This is a genomic window from Psychroflexus sediminis (genome assembly GCF_900099815.1).
Classification (GTDB): Bacteria; Bacteroidota; Bacteroidia; order Flavobacteriales; family Flavobacteriaceae; genus Psychroflexus; species Psychroflexus sediminis.
In genome coordinates this window covers 108,304-127,305 of sequence record NZ_FNCW01000007.1, presented here as the reverse complement: position 1 = coordinate 127,305, position 19,002 = coordinate 108,304, and the positions used below count along the sequence as shown (strand labels likewise).

Genomic DNA, 19,002 nt, shown 5'->3' with positions numbered 1-19,002 from the left:
TATGTTTTCAGAAAAAAAAAATAATCCCATGAACTCAGATTTAACAAAAGAACAAAATAAGATTGCTCAAGGTACTGTTTTTAAAGGCGGAATAGAATCTCAGGGGAGCTTCCGCATTGAAGGAAAAGTCATAGGGAATATTAAAACTCCCGGCAAGATCGTTGTAGGTAAAACTGGCTACATAGAAGGACAAATAGAATGTGAGAATGCAGACTTCGAAGGTGAATTTAAAGGCGAGCTCAAAGTGAGTAAACTATTGACCTTAAGAGCTACTGCAAAAATTGAAGGGGAAGTTTTCACAGATAAGCTTTCTATTGAGCCGGGAGCCGTGTTTAATGCGACTTGTAGTATGAAAGGGGCAATAAAATCGATATCTGAAAATGTCAAAAAAGAACAATCAGCCTAACCCCTGGCTTTATTTTACCGGAATTGGTTTGCAGATGGCTATAGTTATCACCGGTTCTGTTTTTCTTGGGATCTGGCTAGATACAACCTATACAGATTCTTCTAAAGTGTTCACTATAACCTTATCTCTTCTGGGTATTTTCATTGCCTTGATTCAAGTAATTACCGCATTAAAAAATTTTAAGGAGTAAACAAATATGAATAAGAAGTTTCGTAACACCTACCTTTCAATACTGCTTTTTTCTCTTGTTCTTTTCCTTGTCCACTGGGGAATAGACAGCCAGTTTTCAATAATTACTTATTATTCTATTGGAGGCATTTATTTATTTCATGTCATTTCTGCATTTGCAGTTGCCGGGATTACTCAGCTGGTTTATACCAATTTCAAAGATTATGCAGGATTTGCTTTTATGGGAACAAGTCTGCTGAAAATGTTGGCCGCTATCCTTTTTTTAATTCCTGGGTTTCTTTCTGAAGACAAACCAACGTTTACCAACATTTTGAATTTTTTTATACCTTATTTTCTGTTTCTAATTTTTGAAGCAGTTCAGTCGATTAAACTCATCAATCCCAAAGATCAAAATTGAATGGTTTTCAAAAAAATGTCAGAAAACTAATTTTATGCTTTTAGAAAAAAGATTTTTTTAAGCTTTCATTTAAAATTAGAAAGTAAAAACTTACATTTGCACGAAATTTTCGAATTGATACTAAGTCAACTTTTTATGGCAACACACAAATCTTCCAAGATTACAGTGGCTTTTATGCTCTTGCTTGTTTTAAACACCTTTTCTTCTTTCGCTCAGTTGGATACGGATGAAGTTGTAGATGAAAGTTTCAATCCTACCGAAATGATCATGCACCATATTAGTGATTCTCATGGCTGGCATTTTTTTGGAGAAGGAGAGGATTCTTTCACAATTCCATTACCCGTTATTTTATGGACAGATGAAGGTGTAGTATCATTTATGTCAAGTGCATTTCATCACGATGTGGAAGGTGAGCATGTCGTAGAAGCCGGGGGGCAGAAATTTGTAAATTATCATGAAAAGATTTTTGTCTTAAATGAAGGCGAAACGGAGTTGGAATATAATGAAGAAGAGCATGTTGCTTTAAATGCCAATAGCCCTTTTGATATTTCCATTACCAAGAATGTAGCGTCAATGCTGCTGACCTCAATTTTGATGATTATTCTTTTTATGGGTCTGGCGAAACATTACAGGAAATCAAAGAAAGCGCCTAAAGGATTTACAAACATATTGGAAACCCTGGTTGTTTTTGTAAGAGACGAAATTGCAAAACCGCAAATAGGGGAAAAGAAATATATGAAATTCATGCCGTTTTTGCTAACGGTCTTTTTCTTTATCTGGATTGCCAACCTGATGGGTTTACTGCCAGGAGCAGCGAATGTGACCGGTAATATTTCAATTACGGTAGCTTTGGGATTATTTACCTTAGCTCTTATTCTGGTTAACGCTAATAAGGATTACTGGCAACACGTATTCTGGATGCCAGGCATTCCGACATTTGTAAAACCAATTCTGGCAATAGTAGAGATACTGGGGGTATTCATAAAGCCTATTGCACTTATGATTCGTTTGTTTGCGAACATAACAGCGGGTCACATTATTATTTTGAGTTTAATCGGACTGATTTTTATATTAGAGACTGCAGGTGTAGCCGCTATATCGGTTCCTTTTGCTTTATTTATTACAGTTTTAGAATTATTAGTTGCATTTTTGCAGGCCTTTATATTTACCATGCTGTCAGCCTTGTTTATTGGGATGGCGGTACAAGAACATGAACATCATTAACTTTAATTTTTAATATTTATTTACTATGGAATTATTACACGTAGGTATCGCAGCTTTAGGAGCTGGTTTAGCAGTTTTAGGAGCAGGAATTGGCGTTGGTAAAATCGGTGGCTCTGCCATGGAAGCTATCGCTCGTCAGCCAGAAGCTTCTGGAAAAATTCAGACCGCAATGATTATTGCTGCTGCACTTGTAGAGGGTGTTGCTCTTTTTGGAGTAGTGGCCGCTTTATTAGGTGTCCTAACCACTTAAAATGATGAAAACCCTCACGATCAACGGTTGGTTGGGTGAGGGTTTTATTTTTTAGAATCAAATTAAATAGTTATCATATATGGATTTAATTACTCCTGAATACGGATTATTTGTATGGCAAGTTGTTGTCATGATTATTCTTATATTCTTGTTGACAAAGTTTGCCTGGAAACCTGTCATGAAAGCTGTTGGTGAAAGAGAAGCTTCGATTAATGAGGCTTTAGCTTCTGCTGAAAAAGCCAAAGAAGAAATGGCCAACTTGAAAGCGGATAATGAAAAAATGCTTCAACAGGCCAGAGCCGAAAGAGATGAAATGCTCAAAGAAGCTCAACAGATGAAGAAAAAAATCATGGCTGAAGCGACTGAAGAAGCCAATGAAAAAGCTGAACAGATTCTCGAAAAGGCACAAGCTGCTATTCAAAATGAAAAGAAAACCGCTTTAGCGGAAATCAAATCTCAGGTTGCCGAATTATCTGTTCAAATCGCCGAAACTGTAGTCAAGAAACAGCTGGATGATAAAGATGAGCAAATGACTTTGGTCAACAAAATGCTTGATGACGTTAAACTTAACTAACAAGATACATGGGAAGTAGAGCAGGAAAAAGGTACGCGAAAGCCATTATAGAGTTGGCTCAAGATGAGAAGTTGGAAGATAAGGTTTTGGAAAACTTTAATTCTATTCTTTCTACCATTTCCAATAATAAAGATCTTAAACTGATGCTTACTAGCCCATTGATAGAAGTAAGCAAAAAAGAGACTGTGCTTTTAGAGGTTTTTGATGAGGTTGAGACTCTGGTCAAAAAACTGATCAAAACACTTGCTGCAAACAACCGCGTTGAACTGTTGATGCATGTCTCAGAACAGTATATTGAACTCTATAACACAAAGCATCATATCCAATCCGCTACTGTAGTTACTGCAGTGAAAATGACAAAAGACTTGGAGGAAAAAGTTCAAACAAAAATTAAAGAAATTACTGGATACAAAGCAAATCTGACAAACCAAGTAGATGAATCTATACTTGGCGGATTTATACTCAGATTGAAAGACCTTCAATTCGATGCAAGTGTATCCAACAGTCTTAATCGATTCAAAAGACAATTATCATAATACTAAACGGTATGTATTTACCATTTAATGCAAAATAAATTATGGCTGAAGTAAACTCTGCTGAAGTTTCAGCAATCTTAAAAAAGCAAATCTCCGGTTTCGAATCCGAAACCACTTTGGATGAAGTAGGAACGGTTCTTAGAGTTGGTGATGGTATTGCCAATGTATATGGCTTAACCAATGCAGAACTTGGAGAACTTGTAGAATTTGAAGGAGGACTTAACGGAATGGTACTTAACTTGGAAGAAGACACTGTAGGTGTTGTGCTTTTAGGTAAATCCAATGATATTAACGAAGGCGATTCTGTAAAAAGAACCAAGAAAATCTCTTCTATCCAGGTTGGAGAAGGAATAGTTGGTCGTGTTGTCAATACTCTGGGAGAAACTATCGATGGAAAAGGTGACATAGAAGGGGAGACTTTTTTGATGCCTATCGAGAGAAAAGCGCCTGGTGTTATTTATAGACAACCGGTTACAGAACCAATGCAAACAGGAATCAAATCTATTGATGCGATGGTTCCTGTAGGAAGAGGTCAAAGAGAATTGGTGATTGGTGACAGGCAGACAGGTAAGACTTCTGTTTGTATTGATACAATTCTTAATCAGAAAGAATTCTATGATAATGGAGAGCCAGTTTACTGTATCTACGTTGCCATAGGACAAAAAGCTTCTACAGTTGCAGGAATTGCCAATCTTTTGGAAGAGCGAGGGGCTCTGGCCTATACTACTATTGTAGCAGCAAACGCCTCAGATCCGGCAGCAATGCAGGTATATGCCCCAATGGCAGGTGCTGCAATTGGTGAGTACTTCAGGGATACGGGAAGACCGGCACTTATAATATACGATGATTTATCCAAGCAGGCAGTGGCTTACCGTGAGATTTCCTTGTTATTAAGAAGACCTCCAGGTCGGGAAGCTTATCCGGGGGATGTATTTTATCTTCACTCCAGATTACTTGAGCGTTCAGCAAAAATTATCAACGATGATGGTATTGCACAACAAATGAACGATTTGCCTGAAGCATTGCAGGGAAAAGTAAAAGGGGGCGGATCCTTAACCGCTCTGCCTATTATCGAAACTCAGGCTGGTGACGTTTCCGCTTATATTCCAACCAACGTGATTTCGATTACTGATGGACAGATTTTCCTAACCTCAGATTTATTTAACTCTGGTGTAAGACCGGCTATTGACGTAGGTATTTCCGTATCTCGTGTTGGGGGTTCTGCTCAGATAAAATCAATGAAGAAAGTAGCAGGGACATTAAAACTTGACCAGGCACAATATAGAGAGCTTGAAGCTTTCGCTAAATTTGGTTCTGATTTGGATGCTTCCACAAGAAGTACGATTGAAAAAGGTAAGCGTAATGTTGAAATTCTAAAACAAGCAGAAGCTAATCCTTTTGCCGTTGAAGATCAAATCGCTATCGTGTATGCAGGTACAAAAAACCTGTTGAAAAATGTTCCTGTAGAGAAAGTCAAGGAATTTGAAAAAGATTATCTCTCCTACCTGAACTCTAAGCATCGCGATGTGTTAGATCAATTAAAGGCAGGCAAGTATAACGACGAACTTACAGATGCGCTTGAAAGTGCAGCGAAAGAAATATCCGCAAAATACGAAGCATAAGGTTTAATTTATGGCTAATTTAAAGGAATTAAGAAGTAGAATTTCATCGGTCTCCTCTACCATGCAGATCACCAGTGCCATGAAAATGGTTTCTGCTGCAAAACTCAATCGCGCTCAAAATGCGATTGAAGATATGCGACCATATGCTGAGAAACTGACTGAACTTTTACAAAGCTTAAGTGCGTCTCTAGATGACAACACCAACAGCCCTTATTCTGAACAAAACGACGTTGACAAAGTTTTAGTTATTGCAATCTCTTCCAATAGGGGTCTGGCTGGAGCATTTAATACGAATATTGTGAAGCGCGTTAGAAGTTTGATGCAGGAAACTCACTCAAATAAAACCGTGGATATTATATGTATCGGTAAGAAAGCTGGGGATGTACTGAGAAAGTCCAATGATATTAAAGAATCTTATAATAAAATATATGATGATTTAACTTATGATGATGTTGCTGAAATAGCAGAGCATCTCATGGACTTATTCAAATCTGGAAAGTACAATAAGATTGAATTGGTCTATAACAGCTTTAAAAATGCGGCAACGCAAATCGTAACAACAGAGCAGTTTTTACCAATCAAATCTCCAGAAAAAATCGAAGGAGAGGCTATATCTTCAGATTATATTTTTGAACCTAACAAGGCTGGTATTGTTAAAGATTTAATTCCGAAGGCCTTAAAAATCCAGTTGTTTAAAGCGATTAGAGATTCTGTGGCCTCAGAACATGGAGCCAGGATGACTGCGATGCATAAAGCTACAGATAACGCTACCGAACTTAGGGATGATCTTAAATTATCCTATAACAAAGCCAGACAAGCTTCCATTACCAATGAGATCCTGGAAATCGTTGCCGGTGCTGAAGCTTTGGCAGATAGTTAGTCAAAGAGAATATTCTAAATAAAAAATTCAAAAAAAGTCTCTCTATGGAGACTTTTTTTGAATTAGGGCTATCAACCATATATAGACTTGCCTTCAGTATAATAAAATTTATTTTTGGCGTTTTAAATTAAAAGATTTATGCTCACATTTTTCAACTTTCGTTTCCTGCCATTATTTATAGGGATACTCTTTTTATCCTGTAATGCTGATGTCGAAAATAGTCCAGAAAAAGAAATCGCGACTATTGAGGTTGAAAAAATTCCAGAACCTAAAAGATTTGGTTTTAAGTTAAGTGATTACGAAGTCGTTTTTGATACTGTGAAACGCGGGGACACCTTTGGGACTATCATGGATAGTCATGGCGTTTTACCAGGCAAAGTGTATCAGATTACCCAGCGTATTCCGGATTCTGTGATGAATTTCAGAAGAATAAACACCGGGAAACCTTATGTGATTCTTAAAAGTAAAGATTCTACTCAACGTGTTGAGCATTTTGTGTATCAAAAGTCGGTTATCGATTATGCGGTAATCAGTCTCGACAGTTTAACAGGTGTTGCCAGGTCAAAGCCTATTACCATAAAGCAAAAATCCACTTCTGGAGTTATATCCTCAAATCTTTCTGATGCTATAGATGAAGCAGGCCTGGATTATTTGCTGGCCAACAGGTTCGCAGATATCTATCAATGGAGTGTGGATTTCTTTAAGCTTCAGGAAGGTGATCAGTTTAAGCTGATTTACAAAGAAAAATATATCGATGACACCATTTATGCTGGTCTGGAAAGTATAGATGCAGCCCTTCTGAAACACAGAGGACGTGAGTTTTATGCTTTCGAATTTGAGGTCGATTCTGTAACAGGTCGTACAGATTACTTTGATGAGGATGCAAAAACCTTAAGGAAGTTTTTCTTAAAAGCACCTTTACAATTCAGCAGGATATCTTCACGCTACACCAGAAGACGTTTTCATCCAGTGCAAAGACGCTGGAAAGCCCACAAAGGAACAGATTATGCAGCAGCCACGAATACACCTATCTGGTCCACGGCCGATGGGGTCGTGACCAAAGCCAGCTACAGCAGAGGAAATGGAAATTATGTAAAAGTGAAGCATACCGGTAAATACTCTACGCAATATTTACACATGTCCAGACGTGCCGTAAAGGTTGGGCAGTATGTCAAGCAGGGAGAAATTATTGGTTACGTAGGGCAAACAGGTCTGGCAACGGGTCCTCATGTGTGTTATCGCTTCTGGGTGAACGGACGTCAGGTAGATCCGTATAAAGAAGATTTACCCGAAGCTGAACCCATGCAAGAAGAACTCAAACCTGCTTATTTCAAATTTATCGCTCCTTTGAAAGCTAAAATTGATCAGGTGGAGTACATGGAGATTATGTAATTTTTCTGGAGTTCTATTTTTCAGCAATTATTAAAAACAATTAGCACTACGTCTTAAAAAATTAACGAATTAGAACCGCATGGCTGGTATCTAAGCCACTTTCCTTATTTTTAAATTTTATTGATTAACAGGTTTTCTTAACTTTAGCTTAATATTAGAACTTTTAAACTGAGGTTACTTTGCATAAAAAATATAAACAAAAACATTTTCAAATGAAAAAATTGCTACTTGGCTTATTCTTAATTATGGGAGTAGGTATTTACGCGCAAGGGGTGACGACCTCTTCTATGAGCGGTAAGATTACAGACAGTGCGGGTGAACCTTTACCTGGTGCAAATGTAATTGCTGTACATACACCAACTGGTACGCAGTATGGTGTTGTAACAGATTTTGATGGATACTACCGTATTGCAAACATGAGAGTTGGTGGTCCATATACTTTGAACATTACCTATATTGGTTTTGAAGACATCATTCTAGAAGGGATTTATCTTAATTTAGGGGATACCGAAAGAATTAGCAGACAAATGGATGAGGCTGCCAATGCTTTGGATGAAGTCATTATCTCAGCTTCAAGAAATAACATTTTCGACTCAGGACAACAAGGTTCTAATACAAATATCTCTAATAGAGAAATTTTAAACCTGCCATCTGCGACGCGTTCGTTAGGAGATTTTATAAGAAAAACTCCAGAAGCTCAGGTTGGTGAAAATGGAAGTATTTCATTAGGCGGACAAAATAACAGATACAACACTATTTATATTGATGGTGCGGTAAATAATGATGTTTTTGGCTTAGCTGCATCAGGAACAAATGGTGGACAAACAGGCGTAAATCCTATCTCTGTCGATGCGATAGAATCTTTCCAGGTTAACTTATCTCCTTTTGATGTCAGACAGTCTGGTTTCGCAGGTGGATCTATTAACGCGATAACCCGTTCTGGTACAAATAATACAGAAGGTTCTGCTTATTATTACTTGAGAAACGAAGACTTGGCCGGTAAAACTCCAACGGCTATAAGTGAAGATAATAGAGAAAAACTTTCTGAATTTACAGCTGAAATATATGGTGCCAGAGTTGGTGGAGCACTTATAAAGGATAAATTGTTCTATTTTGTAAACTACGAAAGAGAAGAGCAGTTAACTCCGCAGCCTTTTATTTTTGATAATTATCAAGGGGAATCTTCGCTTCAAGATTTAGCTAACTTAAGACAAGGTTTAATAGATACTTATGGTTATGATCCAGGAATTTTCGACAATAACCCGGAAAAATTGGAAAGCCATAAACTGACGACACGTCTGGACTGGAACATCAATGATCAAAACACACTTACATTCAGAAATAGTTATGTAGATGCTGAAAACACTAGCCCAAGACAAAGTAATGATAGAAATATCAACTTTATTAATAGAGGTGTGTTTTTTCCTTCCAGAACAAATTCCTCAACTTTAGAATGGAAAACGACTAATGGTTCGGATATGTCTAACAACTTAATCATTGGATACACAGATGTATTAGATGACAGAGACCCTTTAGGAGAACCTTTTCCTTCTGTTAGAATTTTTGATGGTAGATCAGGTAGTATTTGGTTTGGTTCAGAGCCGTTTTCAACAGCGAATTTACTTGAGCAAAAATTACTGAACATCACCAATAATTTTGAGCTTTACAGAGGACGTCATAAGTTAACTTTTGGTGTTAACTTTGAACATTTTGATGTTAAAAACGTATTCTTTAGACAAAACTTCGGGGATTACACATTTAGCTCACTAGACGATTTCAATACGTATCTTGACGGAACACAAGGAAATGAAGTTCCTGCCAGATTCTTTTCCAGAGGATATTCTTTACTAGGAGGAATCGGAGATAACTCTGAGGGTGCAGCTGAATTTACGTATTCCCAAATAGGCTTTTATGCTCAGGATGATGTTGATATTTCAGATGATTTCAAAGTAAGTTTAGGCGTTCGTATTGACATTCCTTATTTTGAAGACGGGCTGGCAAACGAAGATTTTAATACAAGAACTGTTCAGCTTTTAGAAGCTTACGGAAAAGATTTACAAGGTGCCAGAGTTGGTAAGCCAATTGAAAGTCAGATTCATTTTTCTCCAAGACTTGGATTTAACTGGGATGTAAGTGGAGATAATACTACGCAAGTACGCGGTGGTGTTGGTGTGTTTACTTCAAGAATACCATTGGTATGGCCAGGTGGTACTTATAATAACAATGGTGTTACTGCAGGAACAGTTAGAGATTTTCAACTGCCAGGTGATGTGTTTTTTAGTGGTGATCCTTTCGACCAGCCAGTACAACCAGGAGCAGAACCTGGAACAGGTGCAACAGGTGGACAAATCGACTTATTTACACCGGATTTCAAATTACCACAGGTGGCTAAATACAATATTGCTGTAGATCAAAAATTACCAGTCTGGGGATTAATCGCTTCAGGAGAATTTTTATACAACGATGTGATCAATGCTGTGTTTTATGAAAATTTAAACTTACAAGGTCCTGTTGGAAGATTAAATGGAGCTGATAACAGACCATTTTATGATAGAAGAGCTGTAATTGATGATAATTATGACAGGGTTATTTTAGGTTCAAATACCAGCGAAGGCTATTCTTATAATGCAACATTTAAGTTGACTAAACCATTCCAAAATGGTTTTGCGGGACAGATCGCCTATACCTACGGAGATTCTTATAATATCTTTGAAGGAACTTCTTCTCAGAATTCATCTCAATGGAGAGGTATAGAAACCGTAAATGGTAAGAACGCAAATCCAGGTGTTCAGCGTTCAGCTTTTGCATCAGGATCCAGAATTCAATCTAACGTGAGTTACGAATATGAGTGGAATGATAACGTGAAAAGTACGGTGTCTCTCTTTTATTCTGGTCAGCAGGGTAACCCATTCAGCTATGTTTACAATAGTAGAAACGATAACATCCTAAATGATGACTCAAGGGATAATGCTTTAATCTATATTCCTAGAGACGCCTCTGAAATTACGTTTGCTGGAACTCCGGCAGAGCAGCAGGAACAGTGGGAAGCATTTAACGGCTATATTGAAAGCAGCAGTTATTTAAGCGAGAGAAGAGGTCAATACGCAGAGCGTAATGCAGAGTTTGGACCGTGGAGCCATATTGTTGATCTAAAATTCTTACAGGACTTTAGCTTGGATTTTAATAATAAAAAGCACACTTTCCAGTTATCTTTTGATATTTTCAACTTTACGAATCTAATTAATGAAGACTGGGGAAGACGACCATTCATTCCTGGAAACATTGGTATTTTATCAGTTGAAGAAGGGGGTCCAAATCCAGTATTTAGCTATAATGTGGATGATTTCCAGTCAGTTGAAGATCTTGAAGTCTTCGATGATTCAGGTATCTTATCTTCAAGATGGCAAATGCAAGTTGGTGTAAGATATCTCTTTAACTAACAAAAGCGTTTTTAAAACTTATATTTTAAGCGAGACCCCATTAGGGGTCTCGTTTTTTTATGGAAATTCATTCAATTTTTTTTTTGCAAATTTAACCCGTCCTCCAAAAATGAGATTAGTCATCAAGAGCTACATCAGATTTAACTTCGCCAGGTCCAGTAAATAGTGACTTTTCCCGCAAGTTATCAAGATTTCAATTGAAAATACGGCTCTAGTTTTCTTTCACAACAAAATTTAAATCAGATCTTTTTCATTATTTATCCTTTCTTAATCTTAAGTTAATATTAGAACTTCTTATTTGCTTTTCTTTGCGCCCTCATACAAACAAAAACACTTTCAAATGAAAAAAATGCTTTTTGGCTTATTCTTACTTATAGGAATAGGGACTTATGCACAAAACACTGTAACCGGAACAGTTTTAGATGGATCAATGAATGCCCCATTACCAGGAGCCAATGTCATACTTGAAGGCTCAGGTACTGGTACAACCACAAACTTTGACGGTGAGTTTACTTTAAACGTCAAAGTAAATTCAGGAACACTTAAAATTTCCTATGTTGGTTTTAAACCAACTACTGTTGATTTTACAGTAGCTGGCAACCAGGTAAATGTTGGTGAAATAACACTGGCAGAAGACGATAACGCCCTTGAGGAAATTGTCATTACCACGTATTCCTTAGCCATTGATCGTCAAACGCCTGTCGCAGTATCTACGTTAAAGTCTAAAGAAATTGAGACTCAGTTGGGTAGTCAGGAATTTCCAGAAATTTTAAAATCGACTCCAGGGATCTATGTGACCAAGCAAGGTGGAGGTTACGGAGATGCTAACCTGAGATTGAGAGGGTTTAATTCTGAAAATATTGCGGTGATGATAAACGGTGTTCCTGTCAATGATATGGAGAATGGCCGTGTATACTGGTCTAACTGGGCCGGTTTATCGGATGTAACCCGTTTTATGCAGGTCCAAAGAGGTCTTGGGGCTTCTAAAGTTGCCGTACCTTCTATTGGTGGAACCATCAACATTGTTACAAAAACAACGGATGCTGAAGAAGGAGGAAACTTTTTCGCTACTACCGGTAATGATGGCTACCAGAAATTTGGTGGTACAGTTTCTACTGGACGTATGGAGAATGGCTGGGCGGCTACAATTTCAGCGTCTAAAACAACTGGTAACGGTTTTATTGATGGAACCTGGTTTGAAGGCTATTCCTACTTTATAAACGTAGCCAAAGATTTAGGAGAAAATCATCAGCTTTCGTTTACAGCTTTTGGTGCACCACAAAAACACGGTCAGCGTCAAAACAGAGAACTGATCAGTACCTTCCAAAGAAGCGAAAGAGGGATCAAATTAAACCGGGACTGGGGTTATAAGAATGGCCAGGTCACGAGTGTGGAAGACAACTTTTACCACAAGCCTCAAATGTCCTTAAACCACTACTGGGACATCAGTGAAAAAACACAGTTATCTACTGCGCTTTACGCCTCGTTTGGTACTGGTGGTGGTGGAGGTTTCTCCGGTGTTAATAAATTTGGTTTGGATTCTGATTACAGAGATGGCTTTGCTCAACCTGTAAACTTTGATAAAATTGTGGATGAGAATGTGCAACGTGGAGCCCTGGGTTCTGAAACGATCCTAAGAGATTCCAGAAACGATCACGTCTGGTACGGAGGTTTGTCTACGTTAACGACAGATTTAACTGAGGATATTAAATTATTAGCCGGTCTTGATCTAAGATATTACGAGGGAAAACACTTTCAGGAAGTAAAAGATTTATTGGGAGGTCAGTTTTATTTTGATGACAGAAACGTAAATAATCCAAATAACACTGCTGAAGTTGGAGATAAAATCAGCTACTGGAATGACGGTATTGTGCTTTGGGAAGGTGGTTTTGTTCAGGCGGAGTATGCCACTAACGACCTGTCAGCATTTGTATCTTTTGCGGCTTCCAATACCTCCTACAAGCGTATTGATTATTTCAATTACTTAGATTCTGATCCTGAACAAGAAACAGATTTCCAAAACTTTTTTGGTTACTCTGCAAAAGGTGGCGCAAACTATAACCTAGATGATAATCAAAACGTCTTTGCTAACATTGGTTATTTTGAAAGAGCACCATTCTTTAGAGCGGCATTCCTAAATTTTGATAATGATATCAATGCAGACGCAGTAAACCAAAAAATATTTAGTGCGGAAGTTGGCTATGGTTTTAGATCGAGCAAATTCTCTGGAAACCTGAATATTTACCATACGCGCTGGAATGATAGAACATTAATACAAGGATTCCAAAACCAAGATGGTACGTTTGGTTCTGCAAACATTTCAGGGGTAAATGCGATTCACCAGGGTATTGAACTGGACTTCAGATACAAGCCAACTAACCGTTTAACAATCACAGGTATGGTGTCTTTGGGAGACTGGACCTGGGAGAATAATGTGACTGATGTTCAGATTTTCGATGATGAACAAAATCTTGTAAGAACCATAGATTTGTATATCGAAGATTTAAAAGTGGGTGACGCTGCTCAAACAACTTTTGCCTTAGGTTCTCAATACGAAGTATTTCCAGGAACCAACCTTCGTTTAGATTACAACTTTGCAGGGGACTTCTATGCAGATTTTGACCCAAATTCAAGAACTACAGAAGGCGCACCACAATCCTGGAAAGTTCCTGAATATGGTCTTTTTGATTTTGGCTTAACGCATAACTATAAAATAGGGGCCTTAAACGGTACTATCATTGTAAACGTCAACAACTTATTTGATACCGACTATATTGCTGATGCAAGAAACGGTTCTAGTGCAACGGCTTCAGATGCACTCGTATGGTACGGTTTTGGAAGAACGTATACAGTAGGAACTAAAATTAACTTTTAAAACACATTAAAATGAAAAATATATCTCTCTTAGCAGGCTTGTTTTTTAGCTTATTCATCTTAAGCTGTGAGCCGGTAGAAGACATTGAAAACGAAATCAATGCGCAACTTGACAGTGAGCCTGTGGTAGGCGCTGTGGAATACACCTTGGTTGAAGAAGACTATACGGATGTTCTAGACCTCAGATTTCCTAACTTCAGCAATACAGACCAGGCCAAAGAACTCGTACCTGTGCTGCTAAGTGACATGTTCCCGTTTTGGGGAAAGGGTTCTCAGGCACTAATCACATATGATTTATATTCACCTGTATTAAGAGTTAGAGACAATACCACTAGATATAGGTTGACAAGTGAAGACTATGAACCCTATTCAAGATATGGTAACTTCGATAACTACGCAGACATCAAAGACTTCTTAAGCAATAAATATCCAAATGCCGAAGAAGACGAGCTGGTTTTATTGACGTTTAAGTTTTATGACGGATCGGTGAATACTTGGACTGAAGGATTCATATTTGACGGTTCAAAGTGGAACGAAACCATGAGAGTGACAGATGCTCAGTATGAGGAAATGGGACACGGTAGATTCAATAATTTCAACAGCCAGGATCAGGCGGAAACTAAACTTCAAATTTTACTAAACAATACCGTTTTTTATGATGAGGAAATTGTGGATGGTACTGTAAAACATGTCTTATACAAGTATTATGATGGCTCGGTAAACTATCAATTTGCCAATTATATATTTAAGGATAACATGTGGACCTTATTGACCAACGTGGTTCCTGAAACGCTTCAGTTTGGTAATAACGGTGAAACCTGGGTTCCGGATAATACGATTAAATACGAATTAACCGCTGGTGATTTCAGTATCATTGCTGATGCTTTAGCAGGTAAATATCCTGAACCAGCAGGCAGTGCAGGCAACTATGCCAACTTTGACCGCAGAGAGGGAAGATCTGCTTACTGGAGTGAAGACATGATCCTGGAAGCGATGAACATCTTATTAGAGAGTAAAGTTCCTGATGCTGAAAATGGACAGAAGTTTGTTGTAACCTATGCCGTATATACGGGTACTTCAGGTACAGAAACCGTTTATTTAATCAAGGAAGAGGGAAGCTGGATCTACAATCCGGATGCCTAAAAAAATAACTTATTTTATTTTTAAACGAGATCCTTTATGGGTCTCGTTTTTTTTTACAATTAATTCAAACCTGTCGTAAGTTAAGTTGCGTTTTTTCTTGTAATTTTAGCCAAGTCTATGATTAACAAGCGCCTCCTTATCAAAAATCTTCTTGCCCATAATGGGGAGAATAGTTTCTATGACAAGAAACTACTGGTCGATATTGGCTCCAAAGAGGGCAAGGCTAAATTCCTGAAACACGTTTGTTCCCTGTCCAATACCAACCCTGTAAGCAATAGTTATATCGTCATAGGGGTTGAGGATGAGAACAACCGAATTGTTGGCGTCGATTTTTTTGATGACAGCAAGATTCAGAATCTGGTGAATGCCTATCTGGAACATCCACCCATTGTTTCTTACGAGAATGTACAATTTCCGCATTTGCCAGAAGATAAAGTCGTGGGATTGGTCTCCATACGTCCCAAAAACGATAACAGCATTTGTGCCCTGAGAAAGAACATCTGGAAATACTGGGGCGGAACTGTTTTTATGCGGGAAGGCAGCATCAGTAAGCCCAAAGTGTTTGACATCGAAATAAAGGATATCAATTCTGAAATTGTCGCTGCCATAGAACAAAACTCTCAGAATAATATTGAATTAACCCTGGATGGCTTTCATGATTTTATTCTGAAGAGTCGTGATTTTAACCCTAAATACAAAGTCTTTAAAGAATATTTCGTCTTATGTTGGGCAGCCAAGCCTAAACTTGTTGGCGATAAAACCTTTTATTCCAGAGTCAATATACAATTGATCAACGAACAGGTCAAGCTCTTTTATTCCGATCTTGATGAAGTTGAAATTCAATACGATGATGACAAGTTCGAGATTTTAGAATACGTTCAGCTGGGACTTCAAAATAAGTTTAAGTACTATCCTTTAGAAAAAGTGTCTATTCAGTTTAAAGACAATATGCATTACGACATCGAATCGCAACTGGTCTTTCAGCCGCCGCAATACGATCAAAAAACCCTGAGACACTATCTTAATCATAACGATAGTTTGTTGAAAAAACTAACCAAAAAGTTGCCCCTGAATTCAGCAGAAAAAAAAGAACTGATCAATATGTCTACGATCTATCTTATCGCCTACCTCAATGGTTTTGAGAACTCTTTGGAAAAACTGGAAGAAGCCAAGCCTTTGCTGAAACAGATTCAAAAGAAAGCCTACGAGCGGCTTAAAGACAACATGAGAATTTTACGAAAAATTAAATACAATTAAGATGAGCAGAATATTAGCAATTGGAGATATACACGGAGGATTTCGAGCTTTAGAACAGGTTTTGAAACGGGCGGAGGTAAGCAAAGGTGACCAATTGATTTTTCTTGGAGATTATGTAGACGGCTGGAGCGAAACCCCCGAGTTGTTATCCTACCTCATCCAGCTTAAAGAAGAGCAGGAGTGTATTTTTATAAGGGGCAATCACGACGATTTGGTTCTGGACTGGTTTCGCACCGGAGAAACCAATGCCAAATGGCTTGAACATGGCGGCGGAAGTACCTTAGAAGCCTACCGTGACGTGAGCTCTACGATAAAAGACCTGCACCATCGGTTTTTAGAAAACCTGACCAATTATCACATCGACGAGCAGAATCGCCTGTTCTTACATGCTGGTTTTGCCAATCTGCATGGCCCTACAGCAGAGTTTTATCCCAATACGGTGTATTGGGACAGATCGCTTTGGGAAATGGTGAAAGCTATGGATAAGACACTGTCTCCTCAGGACGATTTTTATCCGGATCGCTTAAAATTGTTCAAGGAAATATACATCGGTCACACGCCTACCACGCGCATGGGGAAGACCAAGCCGGTGAATCTGGCCAATGTCTGGAATATAGATACCGGTGCGGCCTTTAAAGGCCCTGTAAGCCTTATTGATGTTGATACTAAAGAAGTCTGGCAGAGCGATGCTGTGTACGAGTTATATCCGGAGGAGCCGGGCAGAAATCAGGATTGATTCAAAATGCAAAGGATTATTTCTTTTATTTTTTCTGAAGAAATTCCCGCCAAGGCATAGAGTTCGTCGGTATCCCCGTGTTCAATAAACCGGTCAGGAATGCCCAGCTTATGGATATGGCCCGTGTAGTTCTGGGTTTGGGCAAATTCCAGAACCGCATCTCCAAATCCGCCTTTTACGGTTCCGTCTTCAATGGTGATGATCTGCTGAAACTTATCAAAAACAGATTCTAGTAAATTTTCATCAAGAGGTTTCAAATACCGCAAGTCGTAGTGAGCTATGCTGAACCTGTCACCGACAGACCTGATGCTTTCAGACACGTGCCTCGAAATACTTCCTAAGCTTAAAACTGCCACATCCGAACCTTCCTGAAGGCATCTTCCTTTGCCAATGTCCAGCTTTTCGAAAGGCGTTTTCCAGTCTTTAATCTGTCCGCGTCCTCTTGGATACCTGATGGCCATGGGTTGTTGAAGATTTTGAGTAGCGGTATAAAGAAGCTGCCTCAATTCAATAGCATCTGCTGGTGCAGCAATAATCAAATTAGGGATACATCTTAAAAAAGCCAGGTCAAACACCCCATGATGCGTGGCACCGTCATTACCGACCAGTCCGGCCCGGTCAATGCAAAACACAACCGGCAGATTTTGCAGGGCCACATCATGAATCACCTGATCGTAGGCACGCTGCAAAAAGGTGGAATAGATGGCACAAAAGACTTTATGCCCCTGAGTAGCCATGCCCGCAGCAAGAGTAACCGCGTGCTGCTCGGCAATACCCACATCAAAGGCACGGTCCGGAAACGCATCCATCATATACTTCAGCGAACTTCCCGTAGGCATCGCCGGCGTAATGCCAACAATGGCCTCATCTTGTTGGGCCAGTTCCAGCAACGTCAGTCCAAAGACATCCTGAAACTTGGGGGCTAAGTCCTGGTTGTTTTTGGGCAGGACTTCGCCGGTAAGTTTATCAAATTTGCCGGGAGCATGGTATTTCACCTGGTCTTCTTCGGCTTGTTTTAAACCCTTGCCTTTTTTGGTAATGACGTGGAGGAGTTTAGGGCCCGATTTGGTTTTCAGGGTTTCGAATGCTTTTAAAAGCTCGGGTAAATCATGTCCGTCGATAGGCCCTTCGTAGTGAAAGTTGAGCGCTTCAATGATATTATCCTGACTTGGTTTTTTACCGATTTTAGCTTTGGTGAGGTAGGTTTTAAGAGCGCCCACGCTGGGATCAATACCGATGGCGTTATCGTTGAGTACAATCAAAAGGTTAGCTTTAGTCACTCCGGCGTGATTCAGGCCTTCAAATGCCATCCCAGAGGCTATGGAAGCATCTCCAATCACAGCGATGTGCTGTTTTTGGAAATCCCCTTTCAGCTGAGATGAAATCGCCATGCCCAGAGCAGCAGATATCGAGGTGGAACTATGGCCGGTGCCAAAGGTGTCGTAAATGCTTTCTTCCCGTTTAGGAAATCCAGAAATCCCATTGAGTTTTCTATTGGTCTCAAAACGGTCACGACGCCCGGTCAGGATTTTATGCCCGTAGGCCTGGTGGCCTACATCCCAGACCAATAAATCCTTTGGGGTTTCAAAGCAGTAGTGCAGGGCAATGGTGAGTTCCACCACACCAAGGCTGGCCCCGAGATGACCTTCTTTGGTGGAGACTACGTCGATGATAAATTCTCTCAGCTCTTTGGCTAATTGCTCCAGCTGCTTAGCCTTAAGCTGACGTAAGTCTTCAGGTGAATGTATGTGAGAAAGCAAATCTAAAGTCATGAGACAAAGTTACCAATAGTCTGTGAGTTTTTAAGCGATGAGAGGTGAGTAAAACTCAGTGAATTTAAAACCTGATCTAGGTTTCATGCTGAACCTGTCTTCCAAAGTGAAACGCGGGCAGGATGATGGTTTTTTCACCACTAAGTCACGGAGAACACTGAGAGTTGTTTTTGGTTTTTTTTATAATCCATTCGAGTTTTTAGCGCCTCTGCTTAATAAAATACTACACAGGAAGGTTTTTTGGTTTTTTCTCCGCCATTCGGTTATACTCAGGGCAGGCTGAGACCCGTAGAACACAAAATTTTATAAC

16 protein-coding genes are annotated in these 19,002 nt (G+C 39.1%); 15 read left to right on the top strand and 1 reads right to left on the bottom strand.

Annotated features, from left to right (window positions below; translation table 11 throughout):
- Position 1: 1 nt before the first annotated feature.
- From BLP81_RS08555 to BLP81_RS08485, 15 genes are all read left to right on the top strand, one after another.
- On the top strand, positions 2-406 hold the full coding sequence (locus BLP81_RS08555) for a bactofilin family protein (RefSeq protein ID WP_093368038.1): 405 nt from the start codon (positions 2-4) through the stop codon (positions 404-406).
- A complete protein-coding gene (locus BLP81_RS08550; protein ID WP_093368037.1) occupies positions 381-596 on the top strand; it encodes an AtpZ/AtpI family protein in 216 nt (71 codons plus the stop codon). The genes BLP81_RS08555 and BLP81_RS08550 overlap by 26 nt, the downstream gene beginning before the upstream one ends.
- 6 nt (positions 597-602) lie before the next feature.
- Positions 603-992, top strand: a complete 390-nt coding sequence (locus BLP81_RS08545; protein WP_093368036.1) for a DUF6168 family protein — start codon at positions 603-605, stop codon at positions 990-992.
- 135 nt (positions 993-1,127) lie between these two features.
- Positions 1,128-2,216, top strand: coding sequence for a F0F1 ATP synthase subunit A (atpB, locus tag BLP81_RS08540; RefSeq protein WP_093368035.1), 1,089 nt, complete (start codon positions 1,128-1,130; stop codon positions 2,214-2,216).
- 25 nt (positions 2,217-2,241) lie between these two features.
- On the top strand, positions 2,242-2,466 hold the full coding sequence (gene atpE, locus BLP81_RS08535; protein WP_003434627.1) for an ATP synthase F0 subunit C: 225 nt from the start codon (positions 2,242-2,244) through the stop codon (positions 2,464-2,466).
- 79 nt (positions 2,467-2,545) lie between these two features.
- A complete protein-coding gene (locus tag BLP81_RS08530) occupies positions 2,546-3,040 on the top strand; it encodes a F0F1 ATP synthase subunit B (protein WP_093368034.1) in 495 nt (164 codons plus the stop codon).
- A gap of 8 nt (positions 3,041-3,048) precedes the next feature.
- On the top strand, positions 3,049-3,576 hold the full coding sequence (gene atpH / locus BLP81_RS08525) for an ATP synthase F1 subunit delta (protein ID WP_093368033.1): 528 nt from the start codon (positions 3,049-3,051) through the stop codon (positions 3,574-3,576).
- 41 nt (positions 3,577-3,617) lie between these two features.
- Entirely contained in the window at positions 3,618-5,198 is a 1,581-nt protein-coding gene (gene atpA, locus BLP81_RS08520) for a F0F1 ATP synthase subunit alpha (RefSeq protein ID WP_093368032.1), read from the top strand.
- Between the two features lie 10 nt (positions 5,199-5,208).
- Positions 5,209-6,078 carry an ATP synthase F1 subunit gamma gene (gene atpG, locus BLP81_RS08515; RefSeq protein WP_093368031.1) on the top strand — a complete coding sequence of 290 codons (870 nt, stop codon included), beginning with the start codon at positions 5,209-5,211 and terminating at the stop codon, positions 6,076-6,078.
- Between the two features lie 138 nt (positions 6,079-6,216).
- Positions 6,217-7,470 carry a peptidoglycan DD-metalloendopeptidase family protein gene (locus tag BLP81_RS08510; protein WP_093368030.1) on the top strand — a complete coding sequence of 418 codons (1,254 nt, stop codon included), beginning with the start codon at positions 6,217-6,219 and terminating at the stop codon, positions 7,468-7,470.
- A 212-nt stretch (positions 7,471-7,682) separates the two neighbouring features.
- Positions 7,683-10,910, top strand: coding sequence for a TonB-dependent receptor (locus tag BLP81_RS08505; RefSeq protein WP_093368029.1), 3,228 nt, complete (start codon positions 7,683-7,685; stop codon positions 10,908-10,910).
- A gap of 340 nt (positions 10,911-11,250) precedes the next feature.
- A complete protein-coding gene (locus BLP81_RS08500) occupies positions 11,251-13,785 on the top strand; it encodes a TonB-dependent receptor (protein ID WP_093368028.1) in 2,535 nt (844 codons plus the stop codon).
- 11 nt (positions 13,786-13,796) lie between these two features.
- Complete coding sequence (locus BLP81_RS08495; RefSeq protein WP_093368027.1) at positions 13,797-14,927, top strand: hypothetical protein; 1,131 nt, start codon at positions 13,797-13,799, stop codon at positions 14,925-14,927.
- 117 nt (positions 14,928-15,044) lie between these two features.
- The gene (locus BLP81_RS08490; protein WP_093368026.1) at positions 15,045-16,184 is read left to right on the top strand and encodes an ATP-binding protein; all 1,140 of its coding nucleotides are present in this window, start codon (positions 15,045-15,047) and stop codon (positions 16,182-16,184) included.
- 1 nt (position 16,185) lies between these two features.
- A complete protein-coding gene (locus BLP81_RS08485) occupies positions 16,186-16,920 on the top strand; it encodes a metallophosphoesterase (protein WP_093368025.1) in 735 nt (244 codons plus the stop codon).
- On the opposite strand, the gene BLP81_RS08480 is transcribed toward BLP81_RS08485, so the two are convergent.
- Positions 16,911-18,692, bottom strand: a complete 1,782-nt coding sequence (locus BLP81_RS08480; protein ID WP_093368024.1) for a 1-deoxy-D-xylulose-5-phosphate synthase — start codon at positions 18,690-18,692, stop codon at positions 16,911-16,913. The genes BLP81_RS08485 and BLP81_RS08480 overlap by 10 nt on opposite strands.
- Positions 18,693-19,002: the final 310 nt, after the last annotated feature.